This is a genomic window from Halobacillus hunanensis (genome assembly GCF_900166655.1).
GTDB classification, from domain to species: domain Bacteria; phylum Bacillota; class Bacilli; order Bacillales; family Halobacillaceae; genus Halobacillus_A; species Halobacillus_A hunanensis.
The window spans coordinates 65449-91205 of sequence record NZ_FVZB01000007.1 but is presented as its reverse complement, the minus strand read 5'-3'; the positions used below and the strand labels follow the sequence as shown (position 1 = coordinate 91205).

31 protein-coding genes and 1 pseudogene are annotated in these 25757 nt (G+C 39.1%); 9 read left to right on the top strand and 23 right to left on the bottom strand.

The window, feature by feature from the left end; genetic code table 11:
* Positions 1–148: 148 nt before the first annotated feature.
* The 3 genes from B5354_RS12995 to B5354_RS12985 all read right to left on the bottom strand — a co-directional run bounded on the left by B5354_RS12995 (position 149) and on the right by B5354_RS12985 (position 3322).
* On the bottom strand, positions 149–958 hold the full coding sequence (locus B5354_RS12995; RefSeq protein ID WP_079529248.1) for a LolA family protein: 810 nt from the start codon (positions 956–958) through the stop codon (positions 149–151).
* 408 nt (positions 959–1366) lie between these two features.
* Positions 1367–2653, bottom strand: a complete 1287-nt coding sequence (locus tag B5354_RS12990; protein ID WP_079527766.1) for an IS110 family RNA-guided transposase — start codon at positions 2651–2653, stop codon at positions 1367–1369.
* A 156-nt stretch (positions 2654–2809) separates the two neighbouring features.
* A complete protein-coding gene (locus B5354_RS12985; protein WP_079529247.1) occupies positions 2810–3322 on the bottom strand; it encodes a hypothetical protein in 513 nt (170 codons plus the stop codon).
* A gap of 222 nt (positions 3323–3544) precedes the next feature.
* Here B5354_RS12985 and B5354_RS20290 point away from each other — a divergent pair, with 222 nt between their 5' ends.
* Positions 3545–3988, top strand: a complete 444-nt coding sequence (locus tag B5354_RS20290) for a hypothetical protein (RefSeq protein ID WP_139377137.1) — start codon at positions 3545–3547, stop codon at positions 3986–3988.
* Positions 3989–4269: 281 nt separating this feature from the next.
* On the opposite strand, the pseudogene B5354_RS12980 reads toward B5354_RS20290, so the two are convergent.
* The 10 genes and pseudogenes from B5354_RS12980 to B5354_RS12940 form a co-directional block, all read right to left on the bottom strand.
* A pseudogene (locus B5354_RS12980) lies at positions 4270–4815 on the bottom strand (reverse transcriptase domain-containing protein); the annotation flags it as partial.
* Between the two features lie 784 nt (positions 4816–5599).
* On the bottom strand, positions 5600–5938 hold the full coding sequence (locus B5354_RS12975) for a hypothetical protein (protein ID WP_079529245.1): 339 nt from the start codon (positions 5936–5938) through the stop codon (positions 5600–5602).
* A gap of 19 nt (positions 5939–5957) precedes the next feature.
* Positions 5958–6485 (bottom strand): hypothetical protein, encoded by a 528-nt coding sequence (locus B5354_RS12970; RefSeq protein WP_079529244.1) that lies wholly within the window; start codon positions 6483–6485, stop codon positions 5958–5960.
* 119 nt (positions 6486–6604) lie between these two features.
* On the bottom strand, positions 6605–7054 hold the full coding sequence (locus B5354_RS12965) for a DinB family protein (RefSeq protein ID WP_079529243.1): 450 nt from the start codon (positions 7052–7054) through the stop codon (positions 6605–6607).
* A 133-nt stretch (positions 7055–7187) separates the two neighbouring features.
* Complete coding sequence (locus tag B5354_RS20915) at positions 7188–7319, bottom strand: hypothetical protein (RefSeq protein ID WP_281252742.1); 132 nt, start codon at positions 7317–7319, stop codon at positions 7188–7190.
* 182 nt (positions 7320–7501) lie between these two features.
* Positions 7502–7810, bottom strand: a complete 309-nt coding sequence (locus B5354_RS12960) for a hypothetical protein (protein WP_245804788.1) — start codon at positions 7808–7810, stop codon at positions 7502–7504.
* Positions 7811–8038: 228 nt separating this feature from the next.
* A complete protein-coding gene (locus B5354_RS12955; protein ID WP_079529241.1) occupies positions 8039–8263 on the bottom strand; it encodes a hypothetical protein in 225 nt (74 codons plus the stop codon).
* A 155-nt stretch (positions 8264–8418) separates the two neighbouring features.
* Complete coding sequence (locus B5354_RS12950; protein ID WP_079529240.1) at positions 8419–8613, bottom strand: DUF6366 family protein; 195 nt, start codon at positions 8611–8613, stop codon at positions 8419–8421.
* A 440-nt stretch (positions 8614–9053) separates the two neighbouring features.
* A complete protein-coding gene (locus B5354_RS12945) occupies positions 9054–9548 on the bottom strand; it encodes a DinB family protein (protein WP_079529239.1) in 495 nt (164 codons plus the stop codon).
* 189 nt (positions 9549–9737) lie between these two features.
* Positions 9738–10352 carry a DUF1062 domain-containing protein gene (locus tag B5354_RS12940; RefSeq protein WP_079529238.1) on the bottom strand — a complete coding sequence of 205 codons (615 nt, stop codon included), beginning with the start codon at positions 10350–10352 and terminating at the stop codon, positions 9738–9740.
* A 758-nt stretch (positions 10353–11110) separates the two neighbouring features.
* Here B5354_RS12940 and B5354_RS12935 point away from each other — a divergent pair.
* The 4 genes from B5354_RS12935 (at position 11111) to B5354_RS12920 (ending at position 14970) form a co-directional block, all read left to right on the top strand.
* Entirely contained in the window at positions 11111–11914 is an 804-nt protein-coding gene (locus B5354_RS12935; protein WP_079529237.1) for a helix-turn-helix domain-containing protein, read from the top strand.
* 190 nt (positions 11915–12104) lie between these two features.
* Positions 12105–13088 carry a GMP reductase gene (gene guaC / locus B5354_RS12930; protein ID WP_079529236.1) on the top strand — a complete coding sequence of 328 codons (984 nt, stop codon included), beginning with the start codon at positions 12105–12107 and terminating at the stop codon, positions 13086–13088.
* 117 nt (positions 13089–13205) lie between these two features.
* Positions 13206–13700: a L,D-transpeptidase family protein gene (locus B5354_RS12925; RefSeq protein WP_079529235.1), complete on the top strand. Its 495-nt coding sequence runs from the start codon at positions 13206–13208 to the stop codon at positions 13698–13700.
* A gap of 133 nt (positions 13701–13833) precedes the next feature.
* A complete protein-coding gene (locus B5354_RS12920; protein ID WP_245804787.1) occupies positions 13834–14970 on the top strand; it encodes a DUF2515 domain-containing protein in 1137 nt (378 codons plus the stop codon).
* A 54-nt stretch (positions 14971–15024) separates the two neighbouring features.
* On the opposite strand, the gene B5354_RS12915 is transcribed toward B5354_RS12920, so the two are convergent.
* From B5354_RS12915 to B5354_RS12900, 4 genes are all read right to left on the bottom strand, one after another.
* Positions 15025–15456, bottom strand: a complete 432-nt coding sequence (locus B5354_RS12915) for a hypothetical protein (RefSeq protein ID WP_079529234.1) — start codon at positions 15454–15456, stop codon at positions 15025–15027.
* Positions 15457–15997: 541 nt separating this feature from the next.
* A complete protein-coding gene (locus B5354_RS12910) occupies positions 15998–16594 on the bottom strand; it encodes a YdbC family protein (protein WP_079529233.1) in 597 nt (198 codons plus the stop codon).
* Positions 16595–16630: 36 nt separating this feature from the next.
* Positions 16631–17215, bottom strand: a complete 585-nt coding sequence (locus B5354_RS12905) for a histidine phosphatase family protein (RefSeq protein WP_079529232.1) — start codon at positions 17213–17215, stop codon at positions 16631–16633.
* A gap of 43 nt (positions 17216–17258) precedes the next feature.
* On the bottom strand, positions 17259–17924 hold the full coding sequence (locus tag B5354_RS12900) for a reverse transcriptase-like protein (protein ID WP_079529231.1): 666 nt from the start codon (positions 17922–17924) through the stop codon (positions 17259–17261).
* A 582-nt stretch (positions 17925–18506) separates the two neighbouring features.
* On the opposite strand from B5354_RS12900, the gene B5354_RS12895 reads away from it, so the two are divergent.
* Positions 18507–19073 carry a TetR/AcrR family transcriptional regulator gene (locus tag B5354_RS12895; RefSeq protein WP_245804786.1) on the top strand — a complete coding sequence of 189 codons (567 nt, stop codon included), beginning with the start codon at positions 18507–18509 and terminating at the stop codon, positions 19071–19073.
* 24 nt (positions 19074–19097) lie between these two features.
* Positions 19098–19262, top strand: a complete 165-nt coding sequence (sinI, locus tag B5354_RS20285) for a DNA-binding anti-repressor SinI (protein ID WP_139377136.1) — start codon at positions 19098–19100, stop codon at positions 19260–19262.
* Between the two features lie 57 nt (positions 19263–19319).
* Here sinI and B5354_RS12890 read toward each other — a convergent pair whose 3' ends face one another.
* On the bottom strand, positions 19320–19658 hold the full coding sequence (locus B5354_RS12890) for an ASCH domain-containing protein (protein ID WP_079529229.1): 339 nt from the start codon (positions 19656–19658) through the stop codon (positions 19320–19322).
* A complete protein-coding gene (locus tag B5354_RS12885; RefSeq protein ID WP_079529228.1) occupies positions 19648–20238 on the bottom strand; it encodes a GNAT family N-acetyltransferase in 591 nt (196 codons plus the stop codon). Before B5354_RS12885 ends, B5354_RS12890 begins: the two co-directional genes overlap by 11 nt.
* A gap of 159 nt (positions 20239–20397) precedes the next feature.
* Between B5354_RS12885 and B5354_RS12880 the strand changes: the two genes are divergently transcribed.
* Positions 20398–21363 (top strand): S66 family peptidase, encoded by a 966-nt coding sequence (locus tag B5354_RS12880; RefSeq protein ID WP_079529227.1) that lies wholly within the window; start codon positions 20398–20400, stop codon positions 21361–21363.
* Positions 21364–21506: 143 nt separating this feature from the next.
* On the opposite strand, the gene B5354_RS12875 is transcribed toward B5354_RS12880, so the two are convergent.
* Together B5354_RS12875 and B5354_RS12870 are read right to left on the bottom strand one after the other, a co-directional pair.
* Positions 21507–22499: an aldo/keto reductase gene (locus B5354_RS12875; RefSeq protein ID WP_079529226.1), complete on the bottom strand. Its 993-nt coding sequence runs from the start codon at positions 22497–22499 to the stop codon at positions 21507–21509.
* Between the two features lie 100 nt (positions 22500–22599).
* The gene (locus tag B5354_RS12870) at positions 22600–23367 is read right to left on the bottom strand and encodes a (S)-benzoin forming benzil reductase (RefSeq protein WP_079529225.1); all 768 of its coding nucleotides are present in this window, start codon (positions 23365–23367) and stop codon (positions 22600–22602) included.
* 132 nt (positions 23368–23499) lie between these two features.
* On the opposite strand from B5354_RS12870, the gene B5354_RS12865 reads away from it, so the two are divergent.
* The gene (locus B5354_RS12865; protein ID WP_079529224.1) at positions 23500–24138 is read left to right on the top strand and encodes a YczE/YyaS/YitT family protein; all 639 of its coding nucleotides are present in this window, start codon (positions 23500–23502) and stop codon (positions 24136–24138) included.
* A gap of 159 nt (positions 24139–24297) precedes the next feature.
* On the opposite strand, the gene B5354_RS12860 is transcribed toward B5354_RS12865, so the two are convergent.
* Together B5354_RS12860 and dat are read right to left on the bottom strand one after the other, a co-directional pair.
* Entirely contained in the window at positions 24298–24735 is a 438-nt protein-coding gene (locus B5354_RS12860) for a hypothetical protein (RefSeq protein ID WP_079529223.1), read from the bottom strand.
* A gap of 32 nt (positions 24736–24767) precedes the next feature.
* A complete protein-coding gene (gene dat, locus B5354_RS12855; RefSeq protein ID WP_079529222.1) occupies positions 24768–25658 on the bottom strand; it encodes a D-amino-acid transaminase in 891 nt (296 codons plus the stop codon).
* Positions 25659–25757: the final 99 nt, after the last annotated feature.

The following is a 25757-nucleotide window of genomic DNA, read 5'->3' as shown; positions in this document are numbered from 1 at the left end:
CCCTGATTAATCCTTTTCGCACGACTCTATGGGGAAAGAGGAATCGGGATACTTGTCAAATCTGCATCCAGTTTGTCAAGTCCCAAAAAATAAAAGCCTAATTTCTCAGCATAAAGCGAGAAATTAGGCTTTTCAAAATTTCAACAGGTCACTTTGATTTCACTTTTTCGAAACCTTTTGGTACCTTGGTAGAAAAATTGCTACCCTTAATTTCTGTGTTAAATTTGATAGATTTGGTCTCTAAGGAGGTCACGACTTTTCCTTGTTTATCATACTCATTCAATTGAAGAATAACGCCTGTATCTTTATCGACAAATAACTCAAAGGTAATAGCTCTATGTTTCTGTTGATAATAGTCATTAAAACTTCCTTCAATTACAACTGCATTATGACCGTTCATTTGGGTTTCAGAGGCAATAGACCAATTATCATAGTCTTCTAAAAATCCTAAAGCTATTTCTTGAGGAAAAATAGACATACTTGCCATACCTGCCATGATAGTATCAGGCCTATAGATATAAACTTTTTCCCCATTATCCTTTCTTTGATACCTTGCTTCAATAACTTTATTTTTATCTTTTATTTTCACTTTTCTCTTAGCCATATCTGCTTTTTTATAAGTTTCTTTTTTAAGGTTTTTTTCAATTATATCCTCTCCATCGTAAATATGTTCAGTTGATATCTCTTTATTTTGTATAACAACTTTTGAGGATGGTTTGCTATTACTATTACCAGTTTTAACCTTGTAATCAATATTTACATCTACATCTAATATACTATTTTTATAATCAAAATTTCCTTTAACACTTTCGAAGTAATCAACTGTATTAAGCATTTTGTAGTGAATATCTTTCTTTTCTTCCAGATTACCATCTGCAGATGAGTTATCTGCAAGACTAAATCCTATAACTAATAGTGTAACAAAGGTCAATGCTAATAATTTTAATATATGCTTCATTTTCTCTCTCCCTCTATAAATTAAAGTTTTCTTAGAATTACTCTGTTTTCCTTCCACTTTCTTAATCATCAATTGAAGCTATAGCCAAGTTATGTGCCAAGTTTGCCCAATTTTTATTAAATTTGGTACTGAGGATTGCGGTTGAATAGACTGGGATGGTTATTTTCCAGGTAATGGGTTTCTGTTTATAATCGCACCTCTGGATCTCCACGTTAGACATGGTGGTGGACCCTCCCATTTCTCTCGGCGTCATCGCGCGCAAATTCCTTCGTTCGACCTGACCATGTGTGGATGCCGGAAATGCTCCTCAAGTGGGTCTAAGCCCTTATGGTGAAAATAACGACCGGCTTCTCCGTGCTTCAATTGTGAAATCAATAAGAAAAAGACAAAAATCAAAGTTCTTTCGACTTAAGCGACTTCCTGCACATTTGGTAACTGAGGAATATCTCGAACCATACGTTTTTCACTAAACGAACACTTCCGTGTTCCAATCACAAAGAATATCTTGATGAGCTTGCGACTTAGGGCAATAAACGACTGTTTTCCTGTCAGTGGGTTCTTTGCGCGATTCTTATAATACGCATGTAAGGTTTTGAATCCTTCGTTATGAAAAGACAACGATCGAGCGACTTGATACAAAATGGACCGTAACCTTCTACGTCCCCGTTTCGTGATGGTGGTTTTCCCTTTAAACAGACCGGATTGATTCATTTTCAAATTGAGTCCCGCTAATTTAATAATTTGGCGTGGATCTCTGTAGTTAGATAGATCACCAACTTCAGCGAAGAAACCAGCTACTGTCATGGTACCAATGCCTTTCATCGCGATCATACGATCGGATCCAGGCACGTGAAGAACTAGGTCTTCAAGTTGAGTTTCAAGAGCTTCGAGGCGTTCTTGTAACGCTCGAAATTGATCGACGAGAAAACGAAACTCTTGACGGGCCATACGTAATCCCACAGTCAAACCTACACTGACTGAAGCAGCTTGCTTTAGCTGACGCATACGTTTTAATCCAATCGCTCGTTTAGCCGATTTCTTGACTTCCCTAAGAAGCTCTTCTTCCGTTTTTTGATCAATATCCTCAGGAAGATAGCCATTTTCCAAGAAATGTAACGCAGCCTTCCCGGTCCAATCCTTAAATACCGTCAAGAATTCCGGAAAATATCGATCCAGCGTATTATGCATCTGAGCTTTGATCGAAGAGAGATCCTCTTGGATCATGTCATAAAGTTTGATTCCTTCCCGTAACTCGGCGTACACATCCTCCGGTAAAATTGGTTCGTGATACCGACCATTACGCACTACCTGAGCGATGACTTTCGCATCCTTTGTATCATTCTTGGTGGGGGAATCATCATCAAGCTCCTTGGAGCGCTTCACCTTCATCGGATTAACAACCACAGGCTTTTCACCCTTAGTTTTTAAGTAGTAGGCTAAGTTAAGCCAATAATGACCTGTAGGTTCCATTCCTATCAGAAGTTTAGGTCGTCCGTTTTCTGCAGCTAAACCTGCCGTCCACTCCAGTAAATCACTGAATCCTTGCATCGAATTGGAAAAGATGAGTCGTTTGGATAAGTCTCTACCTCGATCATCAATTGCACGGGCAACATGTTTATGCTTAGCCACATCGACACCGATAATTAACGTCTGTTCATTGATTTGCGCAAGGCGCTCATTTTGTGTAAAATCCATAATAGAAGTCTCCTTTTGGTACTTAATTCGAGGTCATGCATGACACTCTCTATCGTACCAAGGGGACTTTTTTTATGCATCTGGATCCTACCTCGGTTTCCCCTCAAATTTCTTCCTTACAGGAATGCTCCTTAAAATAATTAAGATTGGATGTATTTAGTCAACTAATCTTAGAGCATCTGCTCCTGTTCTACTAGCAGGGTAATAGGCTTGTCCGCCCGAATATATCATATCTCCAGCTGAGGAAACGGAGAATTGATAGTACTGATCCTTATTTATCCAAACAGTTTCAATTCTATTCCATCCCCCTAAGGCGTTATATTGATCTATAGCATTCATAGCCGATCCACCTTTATAATATTTTGCTTCTGTATTAGTAAAGTCGTAATTATTCAAATACACATCAACTCCCCACCATCCTGATCCATCTGAACAAGATGTTAGAGTGCTCCAGTAAAATCGTGAATCATACACATAGTAATCATCCCCTGATATATGATAATCATCACCATATGACGGAACGTGCCCACCACCCTCATACCAACCAGACTGGTGGCCGTTCCCCGAATCATCATCGATTACATTTGAACAAGCAGCACTTACTTCTTGAAAGGGTAAAGCTAGGGAAAGTAAACAAAGAAAGGGAACAAAGACAAACAATAATCTCATAAAAATAACCTCCTATAATACTACTTTTTTTCTACTCTACCAATTATTCAAGGTCATTCTGTCAAATACCTTCAAAAAATTTACAATTAATTTGTCGAAAGGTGGGTTTTGATCCTTCAGATCCTTCTATTTTCTTTACAATAATTCAATTGATTTAATTGATTATTTGTGCATATACATCAAATCAAAGGATGAAAATTTGAATATACTGAGGTGATTATTTTGGAAAATAATAAATTGTCGGGATACTTACGAGTGCTCGCTTATTTATTAGGGTTTATAGGTTCTGTAATAGGGATTTACATTTGTTGGACAAAACATTTAATTGTAACAGGAGGACCTATAGAAATAACTCCAAGTAGTAAAGATCTAATATCCTCACAAATTAGAACACTTTACTTTTTCATTGAAAGAATTAATGTAACAATACTTTTATTTATACCTGCATGTATTGGGATATTAGGAACAATATTAAAGAATCCAATCTTTCTTTATATGGCCTTTTTAATGAGTATCCCTGTAGATGGAGTTATTTCAGTAAAAGCTTCTTCAATGCTTTCTGTTCAATATCCAATGTTTTTATATCTTTTCTCTGCATTATTATTTACTTTTATAAAAAAGTTACCACGTAACCCTGCAAGGACCTCGCCATCTTTACGAAACTAAACTAAGGATCTTACCCTATCACTCTATCGATAAAATTATTGACAGAGGAAATGGTTAGATATGAACATTAAATCGGCGAATTTGCGTAAATTTGGGAATCGGAGTTAAAAGCTGCTTCCCAAAAATTACTCTTATGTGACCTTGCTGAATATTAATGATGCTACATTCTTTAAATATGAAATGAAAAAAGCCGACTTTCCTAAACGTACGGGAAGTCGGCTTTTTTTATGTCGAATTTTGCTTAGCGTACGTTTTCCGCGTTTTGCTGGCGGTACCCCATTTAGTAATGAGTGATTCACATTATCAAAGAAACTTTTAATATCTACATCGACGACAAAATGAAATTGCGCTTGGTTAATTAAATATTGTATCCTTGCCATAGCATGGTGGGCAGACCGAAGAGGTCTGAACCCGTAGCTATGTTTGAAGAATTGAGATTCAACAATTGGTTCGAGTACTTGTTTGAAGCTCTGTTGGATGATTCTATCTAAAATACATGGAATCCCAAGAGGTCTCCATTTACCGTTCTCTTTTTCAATCCATTCTCTTCGAACTTTCTTCGGGTGGTAGTTTCTTAGTTTGGTTCTTAGTTCGTTTACGAGATCGTTTTCCGATAGCTCTTTCATGTCATCGATGGTTTTTCCATCGGTACCTGGCGTTTTGGACCCTTTGTTGGTTTTAATCATGCGAAAAGCGAGCAGGATGTTTTCTCTCGAAATGATCGCGTCATAAAGATGAGAAAACTTGTATCCTTGACTCGCTTTTTCATGTAGGTCTGTAAACGTCTCCGTCATGCGATAATAATCCCAGTTTCGCAGCGTTGGCACTGTGGCACCCCTCCTTACGGAATGATGTTCCCACGTTCCTACCCGATCGGTGCCATTCACGTTAGGAAAATAATTGTTTCATTCATTAGACTTGGGGCTGTTCTTCCACTCCCATTACAGGAGATTCATCAGTCATTCCCCTACCCTCACAAGGACAAATGCTTTTCAGCATAAACTTTATAGCAACCGTTTCGGGTGACAGCCCTTGTTTCAACGTCCCTTGCTTTCCAAGTACCTTACAACGTAGCTTTTCATACTAAACATAGGTGCTTCCTGTAAGCCTGTGAGCTGGATACCGCCATGGTTCGGTATAGCGTATTTCAGAGGGCGCAGTTTTACTCCACACCACTCACCCCATCGTGAGATGGGACATAAGTTTCCTTATGTTCGAATCTTTAGACCCTTACATTCGGAAGTTTGTCAGTTCCTATCTCAAAGAACGATTCTCACCATATCTAGTTTTTCAGCCGCGCGGCATATCCGTTGGCATACCTTTTCTTATTGAATGGCTTCAGCCTTCGTTCTGCCGAATCTACCTGTGCTTCATACCCTATAACCTGTCAGTCATAACGCATGCAGGAGTATTGACGGGATGGTTTCAGGAAACATGGTTCCGTCATTCCCATCCTCCGTTGTAAAGTTGAATTTCTAAATGCTTAAAATTCCTGTATTTTCACGCTGAAATGCGCTTATAACAGAACTTGTCGCGCGCGCCCGATAACAGAATACTTGATTTCAAGATATATTTAAGATTTTCAACTAACGCAGCCAATAGGTTAATACTCTAATTTAACTGTTTTACATCAAATTTTAATCTATCTATATCCCACTCATCTTCATCATAATTTTTTATGACTTTTACTTGTACTTTTTGCCCTTCATGATATTTTTCCGGATTGGAAACTCGTATAGTTTGTGATTTTGGCTTTTTTTCAAATTGATGTGACCCTGTAGAGGATCCTGTATCGCTAATTGTTGTCCATGAAACGATATCGATTTCCATATCTCCACTTTCTTTATTAATATCTGTTATGTCCCCTTGAATAAAAGTTCCTTCCTGGGAACAACCCATCAAAGTAATAGCTAAAGTTACAATAATGAAGAATATCTTGCTTTTCGGCATTAAGCAGTCCCCCTTGCACTTATTCAGTACTCCTGATCTTATTATAATAGCTAACCAGGTAACATACAGCCCCATTAAAAATTAGCTCTACGTTTTTCCCTTTTAGGTTTGTTTTATAGAATTTGTATGTGTTTCTTTTTTTACCAATTGGGTCTGATAACCATTCGTTGTTGGCGATAGGGTACTCTGTATCTCCAAATTTAATGGTTTCGTCTGTGTTTATTGTTTCCATGCTAAGTATTCTTGCATTGTGTTTAAAGCAGTTGAACGCATGGTACAAGCCCAGTAAAATTTCTTGTTCTCTGTTTTCTGGATTACCATCTGAATTTTGAGCTTGTTGTTTATCCCGGCTGTACTGTCTTGAAGTTTTTAAAAACAAGGTATCCGTGTTTACAATCCAAGTCAACATCTCCATATTTAGTTTGTATCTTTCCGTGTCGCTCCAAACAGTATCTCGGTTATGGGCCATTTTTGCATCACGAATTTCTTGTTTCTTCATTTTAAGAATTTCAATGCTTCTTTCCAATCTTTCATGAAGGTTACTCATCCTAACACCTTCTTAAGTTAGATTTTTTTTAAACCATACTTTGTACAATGTCCCGATTCAGACAGGAGTGCTACTGTAACAATAGCGCCCGTGCGTAGTATCGGTAGTATAAATATTGGCTACCACGTATCTCCACCCGTAGGAGGGGGCCACTGATTCAAATTACGTCTGATGAACACAACTTGTCCGGAATGATAACTGTTATGAGAAATTAAAGAAAGAAGATGTCTCACTTGACCATTTGAAACACCATGCTCGTTTTCTGCTAATTGTACAGCTTCATTTAAACCATTTGTATATCTGTTTACGGCCAATTTCCAATCCCTTTTGGTAAGTGGTTTTACCTCTGTAGGCCATGTCTCTGAAGCATGTTTCGGCGGTACTGTCTTTTCTCCCCTCAAAAGACGTAAAATATATTCTTGCCAGTAGATCATATGATTTAGAATTTGCCATATTGAATGCTGGCTAAGAACCACCTCACCTGCTTGTTCAGTGCCTAATCCATCAAAAATTGTCAATGTGTTTACGTGAGCATTTTCTCCGTATAATCCTTTGGTTAAATGGTTCATGGCTTAGTCACCTCTTCTATATGTAAAACTACTGAAACATCCCATCGCTATTAAATTCTTGCGCCCCTTATACGGAAGACTCAAAGTCGAGATATCTCCAAAACAATCTTACTCAAGCACTCTGCTAGTGAAATTATTTATATACTTCTTTTTCTAATTTTTGAATTCTTGCTCTCAAGTTTTTGTTCTCTTTATTTACTTTTTCACATTCAATAAATGCCCCTAACGCTGCGGAAAATCCGCACAAAGCCAAAAACCAAATCATTACAAATCACCTGCCCTGAAACAAAAAATACACTAAATTAAACTCTACTCCCCCGTTAGTTAGAAAGGGTATAATATATATTTACTCCGAAATTGCGCCCCGTTTACGGAAGATCGATAAGTTTAAAAGAACTTCAAAAAATAACCTTTAGTTATTATGCTAACGCAGCCGTTAGTTGAAGACTATTTTTTAAAACTGTCTAATAAGACGTAACCAAAAACTATCCCGGCTATTGTTGTAACTGTCGGACTTCCAATTAGAATTATCTCTGGTATAGAGATGGAGCCTTGACCCAAAGGTGAGTATGGCAAAATTGACATTGTTATTATGTAGAGAGATGGTAATGCAATTGCTATGAACCTAACCCAGTCAAAAGTCCATTGCTTGTTCTCTTTAATTTCAATTATCAATTTAGGCAATCGTAAGAACAGTCCAATCACAATAGGGAATATGGCAGCAAACATTATAACAGGAAATAATTCGAACTCCATTTTTGCTACTTCTTCTAGCCGAGATTGATACTTCATTCCCCAGTAGATTATAAGACCAATTATAATTGTCCAAGCGAAATAGTATAAAAAACGCTTAACTGTAATCTCCCCCTTAAAATACATTATTCTCCTTTAACTATCCTACTCGATAGCCGTATGAAAAAATAAAACGGACTGTATTTAGGCAGCCCTTTATTCAACTTTTGCGCCCCTATTCTTTAAGAAGATCTAATTATTTTGTGTTTTTTGGGAAAAGAAATAGGCAAGGCTAGCGATCAATATTATGACCAACAAATGAAAGCTTCTTCGCCCAAAACTCACTTCTTGAGGAAAAGAACCTCCTAAAAAAGAAATGTCTGGAGTATAATTCATAGTCAAAATTAAACCTGATGCCATTTGATAAACTAAGTAAAGTAAAATGAAACTCCCTATAAAAATGAAATATTTCTTCATAGCTTCCCATCCTTCCCCTTATCTATATTTACGGTTGGGATCCAACATAGTTTCAAGCACAAAAAATTTTCTTACCATAATTGGGATTGAACAGGTGAAAAACTCTTAAAAGTGTATCAAATATCTCGAATTCAAGTCTTCCAGATAATGGCTCTTTAATTGAAGAAGACGGAATAAATTATAAAACCTACTATTATTAAAAGAATAAGTATTCCAGTACCTTTCCAACCCAAACTCCCAACTAAATCAGGAAGTCCTCCACCATAAATACCCCCTCCAGGGTTTCTCTTTATTTCTTCTTGTCTCAATCTTTCTCTTCTTTCTTCAGGATTTTCCTTATCTTTACTCAATAAAAAACACCCCAACTTCAAATTTTGAAATTTATTTTATTGATATCCTTTAATAATCCTGCTGCATTAGCACAAAAAGCGACTGCCACTCTTGGACAATCGCGCTTGTTTGTTTAATATTTACGTCAAATGATTCGCTTTTTGATACAAAATTCTTTGTTGTTTCTCCCTGTATTTGTTTCTGATAGGCTTCTTATGAGAAGCATCGCAATCCGCACAGTATTCTCCCATGATTTTCTTCTTCCATGTTCACAATCAACAACATTGAATAATATGCCATCATGTTCGATATGTATAACAAAATTCATGACGTGATCAAACGTCTTTCTTTAAAAAGATGTCTTTTCTAATTCAATTATCTGGTCTGTCCGTATCATAAGGACGCACTATTTGATTAGCGCGCCCTTACAATTGATTAGCTGTAAAACTAATGAAGCTTTTTAAAAGCTGCGTTTCCCAGCCCAAGCTCCTTGCATTTTACTCAGGGATACAATTTGCCCAATATGATATGCGTTGTGCAATGCTAAACTCTTCAGTTCAAGCACTAACGAATTATCTTCTCCTGGGACCTGTCTATACAAATCTTCATGTTCTGATTCTGCTAGTATTTTTCCAAGTTCACGATGAACATAAAAGCATTCTTGTTTTGTTTTCTTCCAATCTTCTAACGTCTCAGTTGGTAATCGAAATGTATCTTCATTAACTTCTGCCTGGGGTTCATTCGCTGTTTCACCAAGAAATCGCATCAGATATCTCTTTTCATAGAAAAGTAAATGACAAACTAATTCCCAAATGGAATTCATTGTTCTATCAGCTGGTTTCCAAATTGCCTGTTCAAAAGTGATATCCTCTAGCGCTTTTTCAAGTGGTGGAAACCAGTCTTGTTCATCTAGGCAGCTTGCCCATTGTTGTAACAAAAGTGTCTTTACATCCATTTTCTTTTCCCTCCCATTTAATCCCTTTTATAGATCATCCCTTTGGTCAAAATTCATTTACGGCGTATTGTTCTGGTATAACTTACACTTTCAAGATGAACCAGCTAATTACCTTCCTTACTCCACAATCATGGCGATTTCGGAAAGATAGGACGCCGATTCTTACTCCAGATAGGGCCCGATTGTGGATTAAGTTTTATAATCGTAAAATTTTGTCAAAGCATCAGCTTTGTACCAATCACCTCTGACAGTAATTTGCAGGTTATCAATAACTTTGCTCTTCAAATTAATGTTTGGGTTCAGTAAAAAAAATCCGTTCTGAGACATTTTATTTACTTTTGACCTTGAAATGCCAAAAATTTCTGCTATTAGTTTATCTATTCTAAGACCAAAATCATATTTATAGCAAAGTTTTATAGTCAACTCGTTAGATAGTGAATCGAGCTTTTCTCTTCTTACCTCGTATCGTATATCCGTATTCACATCATGACATAGTTTTCTTAATTTATTGATTTGAAAAGCATAGTACCAGATTGTCTCTTTATCATTATTCGTAAACTTTTGAATTAGCATAGAGTCAATTTTATTAACATGTACTCTCGAAAAGATAGGGTAATTCCAAGTTCCCTCACAATGTGTACAGTTATAAATAAGCCAAATATCAACTATTTTCTGATTTGCATTTACCCTGAATTTCTCACTACAATAAAATTCTGTGTTCGTTTTACATTTACTACAATTTCGTTTTATATAAGGTGTTTCCTGAGCAATGATTTCATAAGTGAATAAATTATTAAAACTCATACACCAGTTCCTCCTATTTATTCATAGGAACGCAAAAAAACGGTTGAATGAAAAATATTTCCCATTAAAAAAGCGGAATACCTTACAGGTATCCCGCTGGAAGTAAAACAACTGATTATCCTGCGTTTCCTGTAATGGTTAAAAATAGGCACACTTCTCCCGTCATTGAACATCATGTTCAAAAAAAGAAATGTACTATTTAGCTGCTGAACCATTACAAGTATGTTGGCAAATCAGTTCCACCTTTCGTATTTCTCCTATATTATGAGTATACCATTATTAAGCTTCATTTCAATATCACCAAAACTTACTGTGGATTTCCAAGTCGATATTTATAACCAAAGATACTCCTCTTCACTAAAATTCATATTTTAATCTTCAACAAAATGGTCCGTCGTATTGCCGAACACTATATTGTCAATCAACAAAAAAATCCCAGCAGACTATCAAGCATTTTTCGAAGATGTAATAACTCCATGTCTACCTGTTCTTCACTCATCATTTTCTACGCTTTGACACCCGATTAGACACCCCAGGTGACACGGTATCGATCAGTGAAAAAGCACTGCTATATAAGGCTTTACAAGGCAAAACCATGGTCGGAAACATAGAGTAAACAATGATGATAAAAAGATTTGAAATAAATACAGACAACGATTGCCCAATAAATTTTTAAAAAAATGAACCGATAGCGACACCTACTACTACACCTGTTTCGATTATAGATATAAGAACAGTCGAAATGAGGAATTCCAGAAATGAATCTAGCAGAAATCCGCAACCTTCAATCTTTCCCCAGTAAAAAAGAACTTGACCTCCGTGTACGGGCCTTCTTGTATCATCACAAACAAGCGTTATCAGAAGGAACACTTACTGTTTTAAAATATATATGGCGACATTCGGTTAAGTATACCGGGGTTTCCTTTGCAAAAGTGGAAACCATTCAGGATAAAACGAATAAAAGCCGCAGCACAGTTATACGAGCGATTAATTGTTTAGAAAAGAAAGGTCTGCTCAAGCGAGTCCCCACTCTAAGGCCAAACGGAAAGCGTGGCGTTAATATTCTCGTGTTGCAGGCAGAAGGAAGCGAACGTTTGCCAAAGAAGAAACCTGTGGCTCCTTCCTCACTAGACAGTGCCCCCGAAACAGCTCCAACCGAACAAACACTCCATGAAACACAACCTGCAGAAACAGATAACATACAAGAGAAGATCCAGCACCCGCCAGTCATCGATGCGGACTATCTCCCCTCTTACATACCTGAATCCTTTCTAAACGTTTCTCGTCCATTTTTAACTCCTCATGATATTTTATCAGCCTGGAAAAGTGTTCAACGCGCCTATCAAAAAGTAAACCTTACGCAGCCTCTTGAATGGTACATCGAACAGATCAACCGTACATTTAAGCGGGCAGTTTTCGCACAGCGCCAAGGTACGATTAAGAAATCGTTCCTCGGCTATTTTTACGGTAGTCTCAAGGAAGCTTTTATCCAAATTGTAAGAAAAGAAGTCATGGCCGATTCATCAAATCTTTATTATAATTGGCTGGATAATGAATCCTAGGCTTAGTGTTACAGTTTTACCTGTTAAGATTCTTGTTGTAAACAACCACGGCTTAACACCCAGTTCTTTATAAAAAACTACTCTAGCTGTACTATAGCTTTGACATTTTGACTTGTATCGTGTAAATTAACTTATGTACGAACGATTTTCAAAACATATAATAAAACATTCGGTTTTAGGGGTGTGAATGATGGAAAACGTGTTTGATTACGAAGATATCCAATTAATTCCTGCAAAATGTGTGGTAAATAGTCGATCTGAATGTGACTCAACCGTAAGCTTTGGCGAATATACATTTAAACTGCCTGTCGTGCCTGCCAATATGCAGACCATTATCGATGAGGAAGTGGCTCTGTCTTTAGCGGAAGGCGGTTACTTCTATGTAATGCACCGTTTTGAACCAGAGAAGCGTCTTGCTTTTATTAAAGATATGCAATCACGAGACTTAATCGCTTCAATTAGTGTCGGGGTCAAAGATGAAGAATATGAATTTATTCAACAGCTGGCAGCTGAACACATCGCTCCTGAGTTTATTACGATTGATATTGCGCACGGTCATTCCAATGCCGTAATTAAGATGATTCAATATATTAAGGCAAAACTCCCTCAATCCTTTGTGATTGCCGGCAATGTCGGGACCCCAGAAGCAGTAAGAGAATTAGAACATGCGGGGGCAGATGCAACGAAGGTCGGTATCGGACCAGGAAAAGTATGTATAACGAAAATTAAAACCGGATTCGGAACAGGCGGCTGGCAGTTAGCGGCGTTACGCTGGTGTGCAAAAGCGGCCAGCAAACCAATTATTGCGGATGGCGGCATTCGTACACATGGAGATGTTGCGAAATCAATTCGGTTTGGCGCTTCCATGGTCATGATCGGTTCCTTGTTTGCGGGCCACGAAGAATCTCCAGGTGAAACCATTGAAAAGGACGGCAAGCTGTACAAAGAATATTTCGGCTCTGCCTCTGAATATCAAAAAGGTGAAAAGAAGAATGTTGAAGGTAAGAAAATGTATGTAGAGCACAAAGGTTCCTTAAAAGATACACTGGTAGAAATGGAACAGGATCTTCAGTCGGCTATTTCGTATGCTGGAGGAAGCAAACTTGAGGCCATTCGAAATGTTGATTATGTTGTTGTGAAGAACTCCATTTTCAATGGAGACAAAGTTTATTAGTCAACAAAGGGGCGATCTTTTTACAGACGCCCTTTTTTAATACCTTTGGTGAAAATCACTCTCTTGTAACACTTCTCATAATCTACATTATCTGTACATTCTATGGAGGTGATACTAGTGATTCACACGATTAAACCAGGTGAAACACTTACACAGATATCAAGAGATTACCGGACACCGCTCGCGATGATTATAAATGTCAATCCTTCCATTAACCCTAACCTCATTTATCCTGGGCAATCCATCGTAATACCAGGATTTCCACCAATTGAAACGATTCCTTATCAAATTGACGTTTCGCTAACGAATCGTCAGCTTAAGTTATTCAGAAATGGAGTGCTGCAAAAACAGTATCCCATAGCAGTGGGAAGAATGTTACATGGGACTCCCACTGGCCATTACATTATTATTAACAAAGCTCCCAATCCAGGCGGGCCGTTCGGAACTATGTGGATGAGTTTATCCAAACAGCATTACGGCATTCACGGAACCAATGATCCAAGCTCAATTGGCGAAGCTGTATCCCTCGGCTGTATCCGTATGTACAATCGAGATGTGGAGGAACTGGCCAGTATTATCCCGATCGGTACTCCTGTTTTCATTCATCCATAACCTAAGAACGTGTTCCTGTTCCATTGCCTGTATAAGCGAAAATAGAGACGTGAATACTAACATTACAATTATTTTCCATAAGCTACATCAGATAAATGCATAAATCACTGTTGAGAGAAAGGAAAAGATCATCTTGAAATGGACACAGACACAGAAACAGAGAAAGAAAGTAACGAAGCAATTGAAAAAAATCATTAAAAAGTCTAAATCGATTAAACACTATGAGCTCACAAATGAAGAAGAAGATATGATCCAAACGATTCGCTTCACAACTCGTGAACATAACCGAAATAATGTTACCCGAACTCAAGCCTACTTCGATTTTTATCAAAAACATCCCGAAATCCATTGGGCATTATTAGCTCATCTAGTTTCACGCAATGCGGGCTGGAATATGACAGATCTCAAAGGTGAATATTTACCCTTTCTGCTATCCAGAAAAGAACAAACTGACTTTTTTTCCTTCCTGGAACGTGGCAACTGGCTGATTTTTCAAGATGCTTACCCGCAGTTACTGCTGTATGAAGAAAGCAAAAAACGCGGTTCACCTCTCTTTCATCTGCTGTCTTTCATGGAAATATCAACGTTCATGGAACCTTTTTGGACTCAATTCTGGAAAGAGTCTTCGAAAGAAGTGCTGACTGTTGCGTTGATTATTAATGAACAGCAATACATTGAGGAACGCGTCGTCCAACATAAACAGTATCGAGAAACCGTGCTGGATTCGATCCTTTTTAAGCTGCAAGATGTCTTCGAATTCAACCATATTTTATTCCCTTACACACCCTCCATTCAAAAGAGTACCGTGTTAGCCGGAGGTGCCGTGCATCATTTCTCATCCGTCAAGGAACGCATTAATCTCGGCAAAGGGTTATATCCATTATTATTCTCGGTACCAAGCCGTCTGAAGCATACGATCGACTGGGCAGAAGCAAATCCGCATACGGGATCACGCCATGACTTTTGGCCGCATCTGTTTCATCATATAAAAGAAACAGCACCTGACGAGAAGCACGAGTTAACAAGTAATCCATGTTCGCTAAAGCCGATATCGCCTAAGATCTACAGCCCTCAGCTAACCAGCGTGTGGAAGGATTTCGACCAGGAAGCGGTCATCCCTGGGGACTGGTTTATTAATAAGAAAATGCTTCATTTTGTAAAAAAACCTGTAAAGGTATTGAAAGGAGATATTCAGAAGACCTACTGCAAGGCCATTGAGGAGCTGGAAAGTGCCGCTTCGACTAAAGCACTTTTTCATAAGAGAAACTAAATTTCCACTCAGAAGGGGCACAATCCCCGATTAACTAACTTCCTTCTCGGAGTATTATGGATGATAACCTAGCATTGCAAAAAATAAAAGCAGCAAAAGATAAACCACGGTAACTGGAATCATACTGAAGTATGTCAAAAACGTGTGTTTGCCAGTTTTGCTATGAGTAATACGTTTATAGTATGAATACACCAGAAAGGCTAGCAGCGGAAGAAAATAAAACGCGAGAAACCCATCAACGAAATCCGATCGTTTTTCCCAAAAGGAGAACAAGGCCTTTACATCCGCTTTATCCCTAAAGTCATACTCATTATTTGAAGCATACTCAACTCGATTGCTCATAATCTTGCTATACCCTCTGGAGAAGTAAAAAATGATCACACCATAGTACACAAAGAGGGTTAGCTTTAACCATCCATTCACATACTTATCACTCAACAATGAAATAAGCAGGAAAACGATAAAAACGTAAATAACGCCTTCCATCTAGCCCCCTCCTCAATTTTTCACCTGACCTTTCTATACGCATATGCTGTCCTTGCTTCATAAATGACGAGCCAAAAGGGGTTAAGTTGGGAAGAGAAGGTATTGCGCAAACTAATGGTTGATGGATAAGACGCCATTGTACTAGAAAACCTAAGAATAGTCACGATCGTGATATGATTTTGATTGACTACGTGCAGATGGGATCCCAAGTAAAACACGGATGATCCCAATAAGGACAAAGGTAATGAAAATACCTAGAGCCAACCCCATTTTTACACCTCGATTCATTGAGATTTTGAAGAACATATCTTTGACCTCAAAGCGGCTAAGTACGGGAGACTAATCATTTTCTTCCTTCTTTCCCTCATAATCATAACCCGATTTTCCCCAATAATATAGAAACATAGCAGAAGAAATGATTCCTAATAACGCGATCACTAAGTGAATATTCATCACTCCCGTCTGGACGCACAATGAAGTGAACTATCGTTAGTTAAATTGTACCAATAATCAGAGTAATCAACAAACACCTCGATTTCAGCTAAATAATCAACCAATTCTTTTCTAATTGTAGTAAGGTTTCTTGGATATCAACGGATTCTTTGCTGCTATTTGATGGTGAATCCTCCCATTTCTTAAGGGATTCCTTACCTCTCCCTAAGGAAGCCAAAAGGCAATTCTTTTCCCTATCTTTACTGAAAACGTTCGCTAACACGTCCTGATATATAGGCCCCTCTTCTAAATTTTTTTGTATTGCTTCAAGATGATTAGGCATGGTTACAGGAGCCGTAAATGATGCCACCCTTACAAAGGTTGCAAGGGTTAAAGAATCTATAATGTCAACGCCAGATAAAGCCACTGTTTCTGAGTAGATCTCTACTGAAATGTTACTATATGTATTAGCTTGCTGATTCCTTTTGAAGATCTTATCATGCTCATTCTCCATAAAAGCCCGGTAAGATTGGAATTCCTTCCAAAATGATAGAATCCCAGCTTTGGATGACATTTGCGAATCCCATCCACCTATCTGCCCTAGAAACCCCTCTATATTACGAAGCGATTTCCATTGTGTTTGTGCATATGAAAATTCTTCCCTTTTATTTTCCGGTACCTTACAAACTATCCACTTGATGATCATGGCGTCCCCCTTAAAAAATTTGTACTCATGAGCAGACTATTGTCCATCTTTCTTGTCGCTTAAAAAGAATGGCGTACAATTCCAGTGTGTAGTAGATTGTTTTGTATAACTATTCCATCCCCTTCTTCGTAATTCCTTTCCAATAAATAGGTTGAAAAAGCCGTGTCCCACTAAAACAACAGTATGGTGTTCATGTGCAAACCTGATTAAATGATAAGCTGCCTCTTCAGCCCTCACCTTAACTTCGCGTAGTGACTCACACTGTTTAGAGTATCCAGCAAACCACAAACACCTTGTGATCACCGTCCAGATTGCAGGAGTGAGTTTTACACCTGGTAATTTTGCGGAAATAGTTGGCAATGCGATTTCTGTGTATATAGAATCCGAAATAACATTACTGGCAGAATGTAATAGCTTAGCAGATTCGACTGACCTGATAAGGTGGCTCGTCACCACGATATTCGCTTCTTTCACTTTTTCAATGGTATGGGCGGGATAAATCTCTTCTTCCGCCACCCCGCTATCATCATATTTTTCAATCCAGTGCTTATATTCCAGGCAGGTTATTCGTGTGTTCTCTATATGCTTAGATTTACCATGTCTTACTAATGAAATTTCCATCTCAAGCTCCCCATTAGCTATAATAAGATCCTTTACTCCACTATTACATATCGGATGCGGTCTCAATTGTACTCGTTATTTCAATTTCCTTTAATGCCTGTGTGGCTAATCGATCCGCTTCCCGGTTTTTCTTTCTGGAAACCAATTCATATTCTGGTTGAATCCGTAATTGACTTAGTTTCGCTTCAATTCGATCCGCCCATTTGGACAATTCTTCTTCCAAACACGGCCACTCCCCATTTAACTGATTGATGACTACTTGAGAATCCCCAACTAATCTAACAGGAAGATCATGGACTTGCATGTGTTCTAATTCCCGCAATCCAAGATGGAGGGCGGCGTATTCCGCTTCATTGTTTGTGTTAAGCTCCTGCACTAATGCATTTCTTCGCAGCCGAAGTGATTTTCCATTCTGCTCATAATAAATCGCACAGCCTAAGCCCGACTTTCTTGTCTCAAGATCAAAGCCCCCGTCAAAATAAACTGTAATATTGTGTGGTTCTGTCTCGATTTCCTTCATAAATTCTTTCAACTCTTTTAAAGTCCATGAGTTTTCCATGCTGTCAATAAAGGTTAAGTTTTTGCCGCGCTCCGTACGTTCCAGATCTTCAGTAAGTAATATCGCTTTACCAGCATTCATTTCCTCGGAGCTGAATGTGGCGTTGGTTCCTTTTGGTGTTTTATAGGTGAATTCAATTCTTACTTTCATTAATGGACCTCCTTACATAGTATCAGTTTTCGCTCATCGGCCTTCTTTAACTAAGACCATTGTGCCCATTCTATCACCTTTTTATTTCATGAGACGCAGGGAGATTAAAGACGAGTTTAAAGGGTTTTGGAGTTAATGGAACACAAATAGATCACGAACAGTCCTTTCCTAACGAGGGATGTAAATAAATCAATGAAGCAGCCATTGATGTAATACCGCCTATAAATATCGTCGAGGATGTCCCTATATATTCAGCTAAAACTCCGGAAAGAAAAGCTGAAGCTGGCATAAGGATCCATGTCATAAATCCTCGAAAGTGATTGACCTTCCGACAGGCTGGGCAGTGTTTTCATAGTTATGCAAGTGAATGGAACATGTCAAGAAGAAAGTAGGTGCTAAATTCAGTATGTGTGACCGTGATTAAAAACAGATGAAGTCATAGTTCTAAATTTCCAAAAAATAGTTGATTTTTTCACAAGTAATCATTATAATACTACTAAGTAATATAACAGAATTGTTCGAATATTATTGAATGGAGCATGCATCATGGGAGCGCGAGGGAGAAAAAAGGGATCAATCGGTATGGAAAGTAAAGAATGCTTGTTATCGATTGCGGCAGAAGAATTCGCTGAGAAGGGGTATTTTAAAGCCACAATCAGTACCATCGTAAAACGAGCTGGTTTTACGCAGCCCACTTTTTACTTATATTTTACAAGCAAAGAGCATATTTATAGTGAGTTAGTCCAATCTTTTCAGGAAAAATTGGAGCAACTCACCGTAGACAGTCGGTTAGAACCAGAACTGAATACGGATTCCCTTCCAGAACGAATCACCAAGAGTCTATCTGCCATTCTTCAATTTTTCGCAGATCACCCACATTTGACGAAAATCGGTTTCTACGAATCAGAAGAAGCCACAAACATCAAGCAATCAATGGTGGATCAGATCCGCGAAAATTTGATTTTCGAGCAACAAAACAACTATTTTTCCGGTCAACTGAACATGGAGTTAGTTGCCCAGGTGTTAGTAGGTGCGATTGAGCGCCTTACCATTACGAAACTTTTTTCCAATGAAGCGACAGCTGTAGGTTTAGCCAAGGAGATCGTTGACTTTTTCCTATATGGAATGGTGCCAAGGGAAACAAAATAAGGAATCTAGGGGATATGTGAACAAATGGAATCTTTGAAAAAAGAACGGTCGGGGCAGCTCGATCACGAGTGGGTACAGTTGTTGAAGATAGCCAAGGCACTTGGTTTTTCGAAGAAAGAAGTCGAGTATTTTATCACTTCTCATAAAAAGGGAAAGAAGCCTGAAAAACCAATCAACGAGTTAAGTTGATTGGTTCGTGTCGGGAAGCCCGATTGGAAGTTTTGATCTTGGGTTTCCTCAATTTTCTTAATGTTCGATTCTTATTGCTAGCGCTCCCCATTGCCTTTCCTGCTCCCTTGTGTAGATTTCATATGTGCCACTTACCATACTTTCAAGACTCCACCCTTCATTTCCAAAATCCTTAAAGGGGATGTCTTCATACATCTGTTTAAATGTTTCATACTTCTTTAGTTCTACTACTTTGACTTTTATAGATTCATTTTGCTCGGGTACTTTTATGAACTCAATAATATCTCCCGTATTAATTTTTCTTCTTTTTTCATCAAATAACCGTACCTCAACTTTTTTCGTACCTTCTTTTATCAGATTTAAATATTCACTAAATAATCCCATTCTATGTATCATTTTTATCTCCTTTTATAGTCTTTCCTTTTCTCAAAGTTTCTACCTTCCATTCCTTGGCAAGAACACTGTACAAAACTAAATCATGAAAATGATCATACAAATATTCGCCTTCCCTTTTAACACCTTCTTGCCTTAAACCAATTCTCTCAGGAATAGCGCGACTTTTTTTATTTTCAACCCCACACTCTATTTCCACACGATTGAGACTATACTCTGCAAAGGCACAGTTTATTAATGTCTGCACAACGGCTGTTACGATTCCAAAGCCCTGATATTTTTCCGATAACCAGTACCCGATAGTCGCTATCCTGTTTGCCCAATCAATGCTGTTGAAGCCAGCAACTCCTGCTAATTTTCCTTTGTAAATTATCCCTGCCTGAAGTCCCTCCTGAGAAGCAAATTGTTTCATCCACAGTTCAATAACGGGCTCATAATCCTTTTCACGATTCATGTCATCGACCCATGGCAGCCACTCTCTCAAGTAATCTCTTGATTCTTCCACCAGAGAAAATAATTCTTTTGTATCTCCTTTTTCAAGTAATTTAAGTGATAGATCTTCCTTTATTTGCAAAGAAAACATAAAAATCCTCCCCCTACTCCCCGTGTAATTAACATTATCTGTACCTCATTGCTATAAAGTAAATAGCCCCTTCTAAACAAGTTAGACTTATTATATGATGATAGTATCTAAACGTATAGTATTAATTTTCCAATAATTACTGAAAGCGAGTGATGAAAGATGATCCCGCCAAAACTTACAGAGGGTGACGAGATCCGTATTATTTCTCCGGCAGAAAGTATGGCTATGATTGCGGACGACCAGCGCGATCTTGCCATTCAGCGCTTTAAGCAAATGGGACTTACCATTTCCTTCAGCCAGCATGCCTATAATGAGAATCCCACTATTGAACAACGCGTATCTGACATCCACGAGGCCTTTAGAGACCAGGAAGTAAAAGCCATCTTAACAACGATTGGCGGCTATAACAGTAACCAGCTGCTGCAATACTTAGATTATAACCTCATTTCCGAAAACCCTAAGATATTGTGTGGTTTTTCAGACATTACAGCGCTTGCCAACGCCATTTACAGAAAGTCGGGCTTAGTTACTTATTCCGGCCCACATTTTTCAACGTTTGGAATGGAAAAAGGGATAGAGTACACCGAGGAATATTTCAAGAAAATGTTTTTAAACTCAGACCCTGTAGACATTTCTCCTGCAAATCACTGGAGTGATGACAAATGGTTCATGGATCAGGAGAACCGCTGCTTTCACCTCCATGAGGGATATGCTGTCATCCATGAAGGACGGGCTGAGGGGGTTAGCATGGGCGGAAATTTATGTACATTAAATCTGTTGCAGGGTACGGAATACATGCCTTCCCTGGAAGGAAAAGTATTATTCCTGGAAGATGATTTTCTGACGAATGTTCCTACTTTTGATCGTGATCTGCAATCATTAATCCATCAGCCAGATTTCAATCAAGTTCGCGGCCTCGTAATTGGACGTTTTCAAAAGGGTTCAAATATAAGTATGTCGGACTTAAGAAAGATCATTAGCTCCAAGCCTGAGCTTTTGCACATACCTGTTGTGGCCGAAGCCAGCTTTGGGCATACGACACCGCAATTCACTTTTCCAATCGGTGGCGAAGTTTCGCTCGAAGCCCGATCTGACCAAGTGGCGATAACTATCACGCATCACTAATTAATTAAAAGCAAATTCATGCAAGCTATAGGAGTCTCTTCCGTCTGAAATGCTTTAAACACAAAAACCCGAATAAGGGCACTCTATTATAAGGTTCCTTTATTCGGGTTATCGTTCAGCTATTAAACGATTGTATCCATAACTCACTTCTTATTTGGCAGCGGAGCTTTCGGTGAGATAAATTCTCTTTCTACGAGTTCCTGCCAAAAGGAAGCTGGGATCTCTGTTTTCATAGACGCCAGGTCTTCCTTAATTCGATCTGGACGAGTGGAACCTGGAATAACGGCTGCAACCGCGGGATGTGCTGTTGAAAATTGAAGGGCAGCAGCCTTTAAGCTAACCTTGTGGTTCTTGGCGATCCCATTTAATTGCTCTACTTTTGTCATAATTTCGGATGGTGCTTTTTCATAGTTGTAATGAGAACCTCCAAGTAAGACGCCTGAATTGTACGGACTGCCGACTACAATGCCCACACCTTTTTCTTGTGCAGTTGGCATTAATCGCTGTAAAGCGCGATCATGGTTGAGAAGTGTGTATTGAGTAGCCTGCAAGCATAGGTCAGGGTTTGCATCTTCTAACTCCAACGCAAGTTCGATCGGTTCTGTCGTATTCACCCCGATGCCCCAGGAATTAATAACCCCTTCTTCACGAAGCCGCGTTAGCACGCGAAATGCTCCTTTTCTGGCCTCATCAAACTTCGAAATCCATTCATCACCGTGAAAATCAGGCGAAATATCATGAACATAAACCACATCCAAGTGATCGGTTTTAAGCCGCTCTAAACTTTGCTCAATCGAGCGGAGCGTTGCATCTTCGGTATAGTCAGTAATCACTTTGTTTTTACGTGCGTCTTCGAACAGTCCTTCTTTTTCTTCCATTTCATCTGAAATGACGCGTCCCACTTTTGTGCTTACCACATAGTCATCTCGATTATAGTTGGATAAAGCTTTACCTAATCGCAATTCTGATAAGCCAGCACCATACAAAGGGGCTGTATCAAAATAACGAATGCCTTGATCCCAAGCAGTTTTGATTGTTTCTTGAGCTTCTTCCTCTGAAACCTCGCGAAACATATTTCCTAAGGGTGCTGTACCGAAACCGACTTTTTCTTTTAGTGCATTGTGCAAATTGTTCATAGCGATCGCCTCTCCTCAAAATGGTTTTCCATCTACTTGATGTTAACATTACCGCTGTTTTTGCTGAGCGAAACAGATTTATACCTGAGCACAGCTCACGTTATGATTTGTTAATCAGGTCATATAGCTTGTACACTTTTCCACTCTCAATAGATGCATAATCATTTAGCAAATCCATTAAAACCGCTGCCACTGTTTTAGGAGAATTCAGTTTGTCTTCCTCTTTCAAGGACTTAAACTTATCAAGATCCGCAAATGCCGATTCCTTGGAAGAGCGGATTTCCTTCTGCATATCTGTATCAATCACACCAGGGCTATAGGCAAACACTTTGTGTGAATGTCCGGCCATTTCCTGCTCTAAGGCCGTGGTTTCGGTAAAGCGGTTGATGGCTGCTTTGGAACTGCTGTAGACACTCCAGCCGTGGACCGATCTTTCCGCCGCTCCTGAAGTGATATTTATAATCGACGTATTTATTTCGTGCTCATTGGCTTCTTTCAATAAGGAATTGGTGAACATAATAGGTGCTGTGACGTTAACCATCAAGTGCCGGTTCACATCTTTCACATGAAAATTTCCCACCGTTTCAATCGGCTCAATGACTCCAGCATTATTAACAAGGTAAATGAAGTGGGCATCCCCTTTTGCAGCGTGCCTCATCACTTCTTTGATCCCTCTCCCGAGTTCATCCTGGTCACTAAAATCACAAGGCACATGTGTATAGTCCACCTCCAACCGTTCAGCTAATTGGCGAAGCCTCTTATTAGCATGTCTGGACACCCCAATAACGCGAATCGATTTTTCCAAAAACTGTTGGGCAATCGCCTCGCCAAGTCCTCTCGAATCTCCTGTAACAATTGCATATTGCATGTAGTCGTCCTCCTTAACATTTATCTGCTCTTAAATTTCCCTTCTATCTCCGTTCAAAAACATGAATGGTTTACATTGGGGAAATCAACGTATATGATTAAAAAAGTACAGTGTAGACTGAAGGTGGCAACGATGAAATACTTTTATTTATTTATTATATACGTTGCGGGGCTGGTTATTTCAAGTCTAGGGCTCGCGCTGATCATTAAATCAGGTTTAGGTGTAGGTCCTGGAGATAGTGTGGCTGTTGGAATATCGAGACACGCACCGATAACTGTAGGCAGCGTAATGATTATTGCATTTGTCATTCTGCTTCTCGTGAATGCCTGGATTGAACGGAAGCGGCCTCAATTTGAGTCATTGCTCCCCATTATATTACGTGGACGAACACTTGATATTTTTCTTTATGGAACACTTGACCACGCTTCCTTTGAAGTTTGGTGGACACAGTGGGGCATATTTACCCTGGGATTGATCGCAACAGCCGTTGGAATTGCGATTTATTTACGAACTCCCTTCCCGCGTATACCGCTAGACCATTTTATGATGATTATGAATGAGAAAACGAAGCAATCCAAAAGTTCTGTTCGAATCTTCACGGAATCGGGAATGGCTTTGATTGGATTTTTGCTGGGTGCGCCCGTAGGCATCGGTACTTTGATCGTTGCTTTACTATTAGGTCCCTTTATCCAGGCGGCTTATCAAGGTGCTCGGCCGATAGCCAATCTTTGGAGTCAGCCTAAGCGGGCCAAAGCGCAAACGCCTCGATAGACTGTTTTGAATTAAGACCGGGAACAGAGGAAGTTCGACTAAGTTCGGCAATCAAGGAAGTTCGGTTAAAACCGGCACGTCCTGTGCCAACACCGAACTCCCCCACGTCGTGTGGGTCAAAAAAAAGCGTGAACCTGTGCGATGGGTTCACGCTTCTTTTTATGCGTTCAGATTAAGGTTTGTAAGACCTCGCTCCTCCAGCTCTTTGCCTATTTTTTCTTCGTATTGGACGCTTTTGGCTATCATTTTTTCCGTTAACGAGTCAGGAAGCGGGCCAAATTCTTTAATTAACTCTTTCTCAGCTAATTTTTCGACCAATTTATCCCAAAAGCTGAATTCGTCATATTCTTCCACGTAGTTATCAAGCAGCTCATTTTCATATTCTACTGCCAGATCATGGACATCGAACGGTTCCTGATACGTTATTTTACCTTCAAGTCCAGCCTCATTATATTTAGAAAGAACCAGGTTGCGGACGTCTTCGAATGACTCATCCAATTCAAGTTGGGTTGAATTGACCATCCATGTCCCGAGAAACACCGTCTCTACCAGTTTTTCGTATTGATCTTGACTCATTTCTAAGTTGATTTTTTTCAAAAAATAACCTCCATTACTACAGGAATGTTTGCTTATTTACTGGCTTTTACATGCGTAAACATGGATTGAGATTCTTTAATGGCTGCATCCTGTTCGTACTTCTGCTGCAGCTTTCTTGTGATAGCTCCAATCTTGCCATCTTTTACAGCATTCCCATCCACTTGAACAATAGGCATCACCTCAGCCGTACTGCTCGTTAAAAACAACTCATCGGCATATTGGATATCCTCCACTCGGAACGATTCTTCCACAAATGGAATGCTTTCATCTTCGCAAAACTGTTTGATACGTGTGCGGACACAACCGTGGAGAATATTTTCTTTAGCAGGATATGTGAAAACTTTGCCATCACGAACTAGATACACATTCGAGGAACTGCATTCTGTCACTTCCCCATCTTTATGAAGAATCGCTTCAAAGCAGCCTTGTTCACTCGCTTCCTGCTTTGCTATTACGTTTGGAAGTAAATTCAGACTTTTGATGTAACACCAATCCCAGCGAATATCCGGTGTCGTAATAGCGGATACCCCTTCTGCCATGAAATCCATTTTTCTGGACAGATCCTGAACGTAAGCATACAAATTAGACTTGACGTTAAGAGGGAAGACATGGTCTCTCGGCGCCGAGCCACGAGTGATTTGCATATACACTTTAGCGTCATTTTGAATTTGATTCTTTTGCAGCAGTGCATCCAGCTGTTGATACATCTCCTCTTTTTCAAATGGCATCTTTAATTTGACAGCTTCAGCCGAACGGTACAGCCGATCCACATGTTCATCAATTAAATAATAATTTCCATTATAAACACGAATGACTTCATATATTCCATCCCCAAATTGAAGACCTCTTTCTTCAAAAGGGTACTGTAAATCATCTTTATGAACAAAATCGGACTCGGTCAGCACATAATCGTATACACTCATCACTTTAACCTCCTAAAGTTTCACTTCTTGTTTAACGACTAGTTTACCAAAAAATCATAACGTATAGGAACTAAATCAAAAATCTCACCAATACCCTAC

Bases quoted from the DNA above. Each gene is read 5' to 3' on its own strand.
- B5354_RS12995 (WP_079529248.1), bottom strand. From the start codon at position 958: ATGAAGCATATATTAAAATTATTAGCATTGACCTTTGTTACACTATTA.
- B5354_RS12990 (WP_079527766.1), bottom strand. From the start codon at position 2,653: ATGGATTTTACACAAAATGAGCGCCTTGCGCAAATCAATGAACAGACG.
- B5354_RS12985 (WP_079529247.1), bottom strand. From the start codon at position 3,322: ATGAGATTATTGTTTGTCTTTGTTCCCTTTCTTTGTTTACTTTCCCTA.
- B5354_RS12975 (WP_079529245.1), bottom strand. From the start codon at position 5,938: ATGCCGAAAAGCAAGATATTCTTCATTATTGTAACTTTAGCTATTACT.
- B5354_RS12970 (WP_079529244.1), bottom strand. From the start codon at position 6,485: ATGAGTAACCTTCATGAAAGATTGGAAAGAAGCATTGAAATTCTTAAA.
- B5354_RS12965 (WP_079529243.1), bottom strand. From the start codon at position 7,054: ATGAACCATTTAACCAAAGGATTATACGGAGAAAATGCTCACGTAAAC.
- B5354_RS20915 (WP_281252742.1), bottom strand. From the start codon at position 7,319: ATGATTTGGTTTTTGGCTTTGTGCGGATTTTCCGCAGCGTTAGGGGCA.
- B5354_RS12960 (WP_245804788.1), bottom strand. From the start codon at position 7,810: ATGGAGTTCGAATTATTTCCTGTTATAATGTTTGCTGCCATATTCCCT.
- B5354_RS12955 (WP_079529241.1), bottom strand. From the start codon at position 8,263: ATGAAGAAATATTTCATTTTTATAGGGAGTTTCATTTTACTTTACTTA.
- B5354_RS12945 (WP_079529239.1), bottom strand. From the start codon at position 9,548: ATGGATGTAAAGACACTTTTGTTACAACAATGGGCAAGCTGCCTAGAT.
- B5354_RS12940 (WP_079529238.1), bottom strand. From the start codon at position 10,352: ATGAGTTTTAATAATTTATTCACTTATGAAATCATTGCTCAGGAAACA.
- B5354_RS12935 (WP_079529237.1), top strand. From the start codon at position 11,111: ATGAATCTAGCAGAAATCCGCAACCTTCAATCTTTCCCCAGTAAAAAA.
- guaC (WP_079529236.1), top strand. From the start codon at position 12,105: ATGGAAAACGTGTTTGATTACGAAGATATCCAATTAATTCCTGCAAAA.
- B5354_RS12915 (WP_079529234.1), bottom strand. From the start codon at position 15,456: ATGGAAGGCGTTATTTACGTTTTTATCGTTTTCCTGCTTATTTCATTG.
- B5354_RS12910 (WP_079529233.1), bottom strand. From the start codon at position 16,594: ATGATCATCAAGTGGATAGTTTGTAAGGTACCGGAAAATAAAAGGGAA.
- B5354_RS12905 (WP_079529232.1), bottom strand. From the start codon at position 17,215: ATGGAAATTTCATTAGTAAGACATGGTAAATCTAAGCATATAGAGAAC.
- B5354_RS12900 (WP_079529231.1), bottom strand. From the start codon at position 17,924: ATGAAAGTAAGAATTGAATTCACCTATAAAACACCAAAAGGAACCAAC.
- B5354_RS12895 (WP_245804786.1), top strand. From the start codon at position 18,507: ATGGAAAGTAAAGAATGCTTGTTATCGATTGCGGCAGAAGAATTCGCT.
- sinI (WP_139377136.1), top strand. From the start codon at position 19,098: ATGGAATCTTTGAAAAAAGAACGGTCGGGGCAGCTCGATCACGAGTGG.
- B5354_RS12890 (WP_079529229.1), bottom strand. From the start codon at position 19,658: ATGATACATAGAATGGGATTATTTAGTGAATATTTAAATCTGATAAAA.
- B5354_RS12885 (WP_079529228.1), bottom strand. From the start codon at position 20,238: ATGTTTTCTTTGCAAATAAAGGAAGATCTATCACTTAAATTACTTGAA.
- B5354_RS12880 (WP_079529227.1), top strand. From the start codon at position 20,398: ATGATCCCGCCAAAACTTACAGAGGGTGACGAGATCCGTATTATTTCT.
- B5354_RS12875 (WP_079529226.1), bottom strand. From the start codon at position 22,499: ATGAACAATTTGCACAATGCACTAAAAGAAAAAGTCGGTTTCGGTACA.
- B5354_RS12870 (WP_079529225.1), bottom strand. From the start codon at position 23,367: ATGCAATATGCAATTGTTACAGGAGATTCGAGAGGACTTGGCGAGGCG.
- B5354_RS12865 (WP_079529224.1), top strand. From the start codon at position 23,500: ATGAAATACTTTTATTTATTTATTATATACGTTGCGGGGCTGGTTATT.
- dat (WP_079529222.1), bottom strand. From the start codon at position 25,658: ATGAGTGTATACGATTATGTGCTGACCGAGTCCGATTTTGTTCATAAA.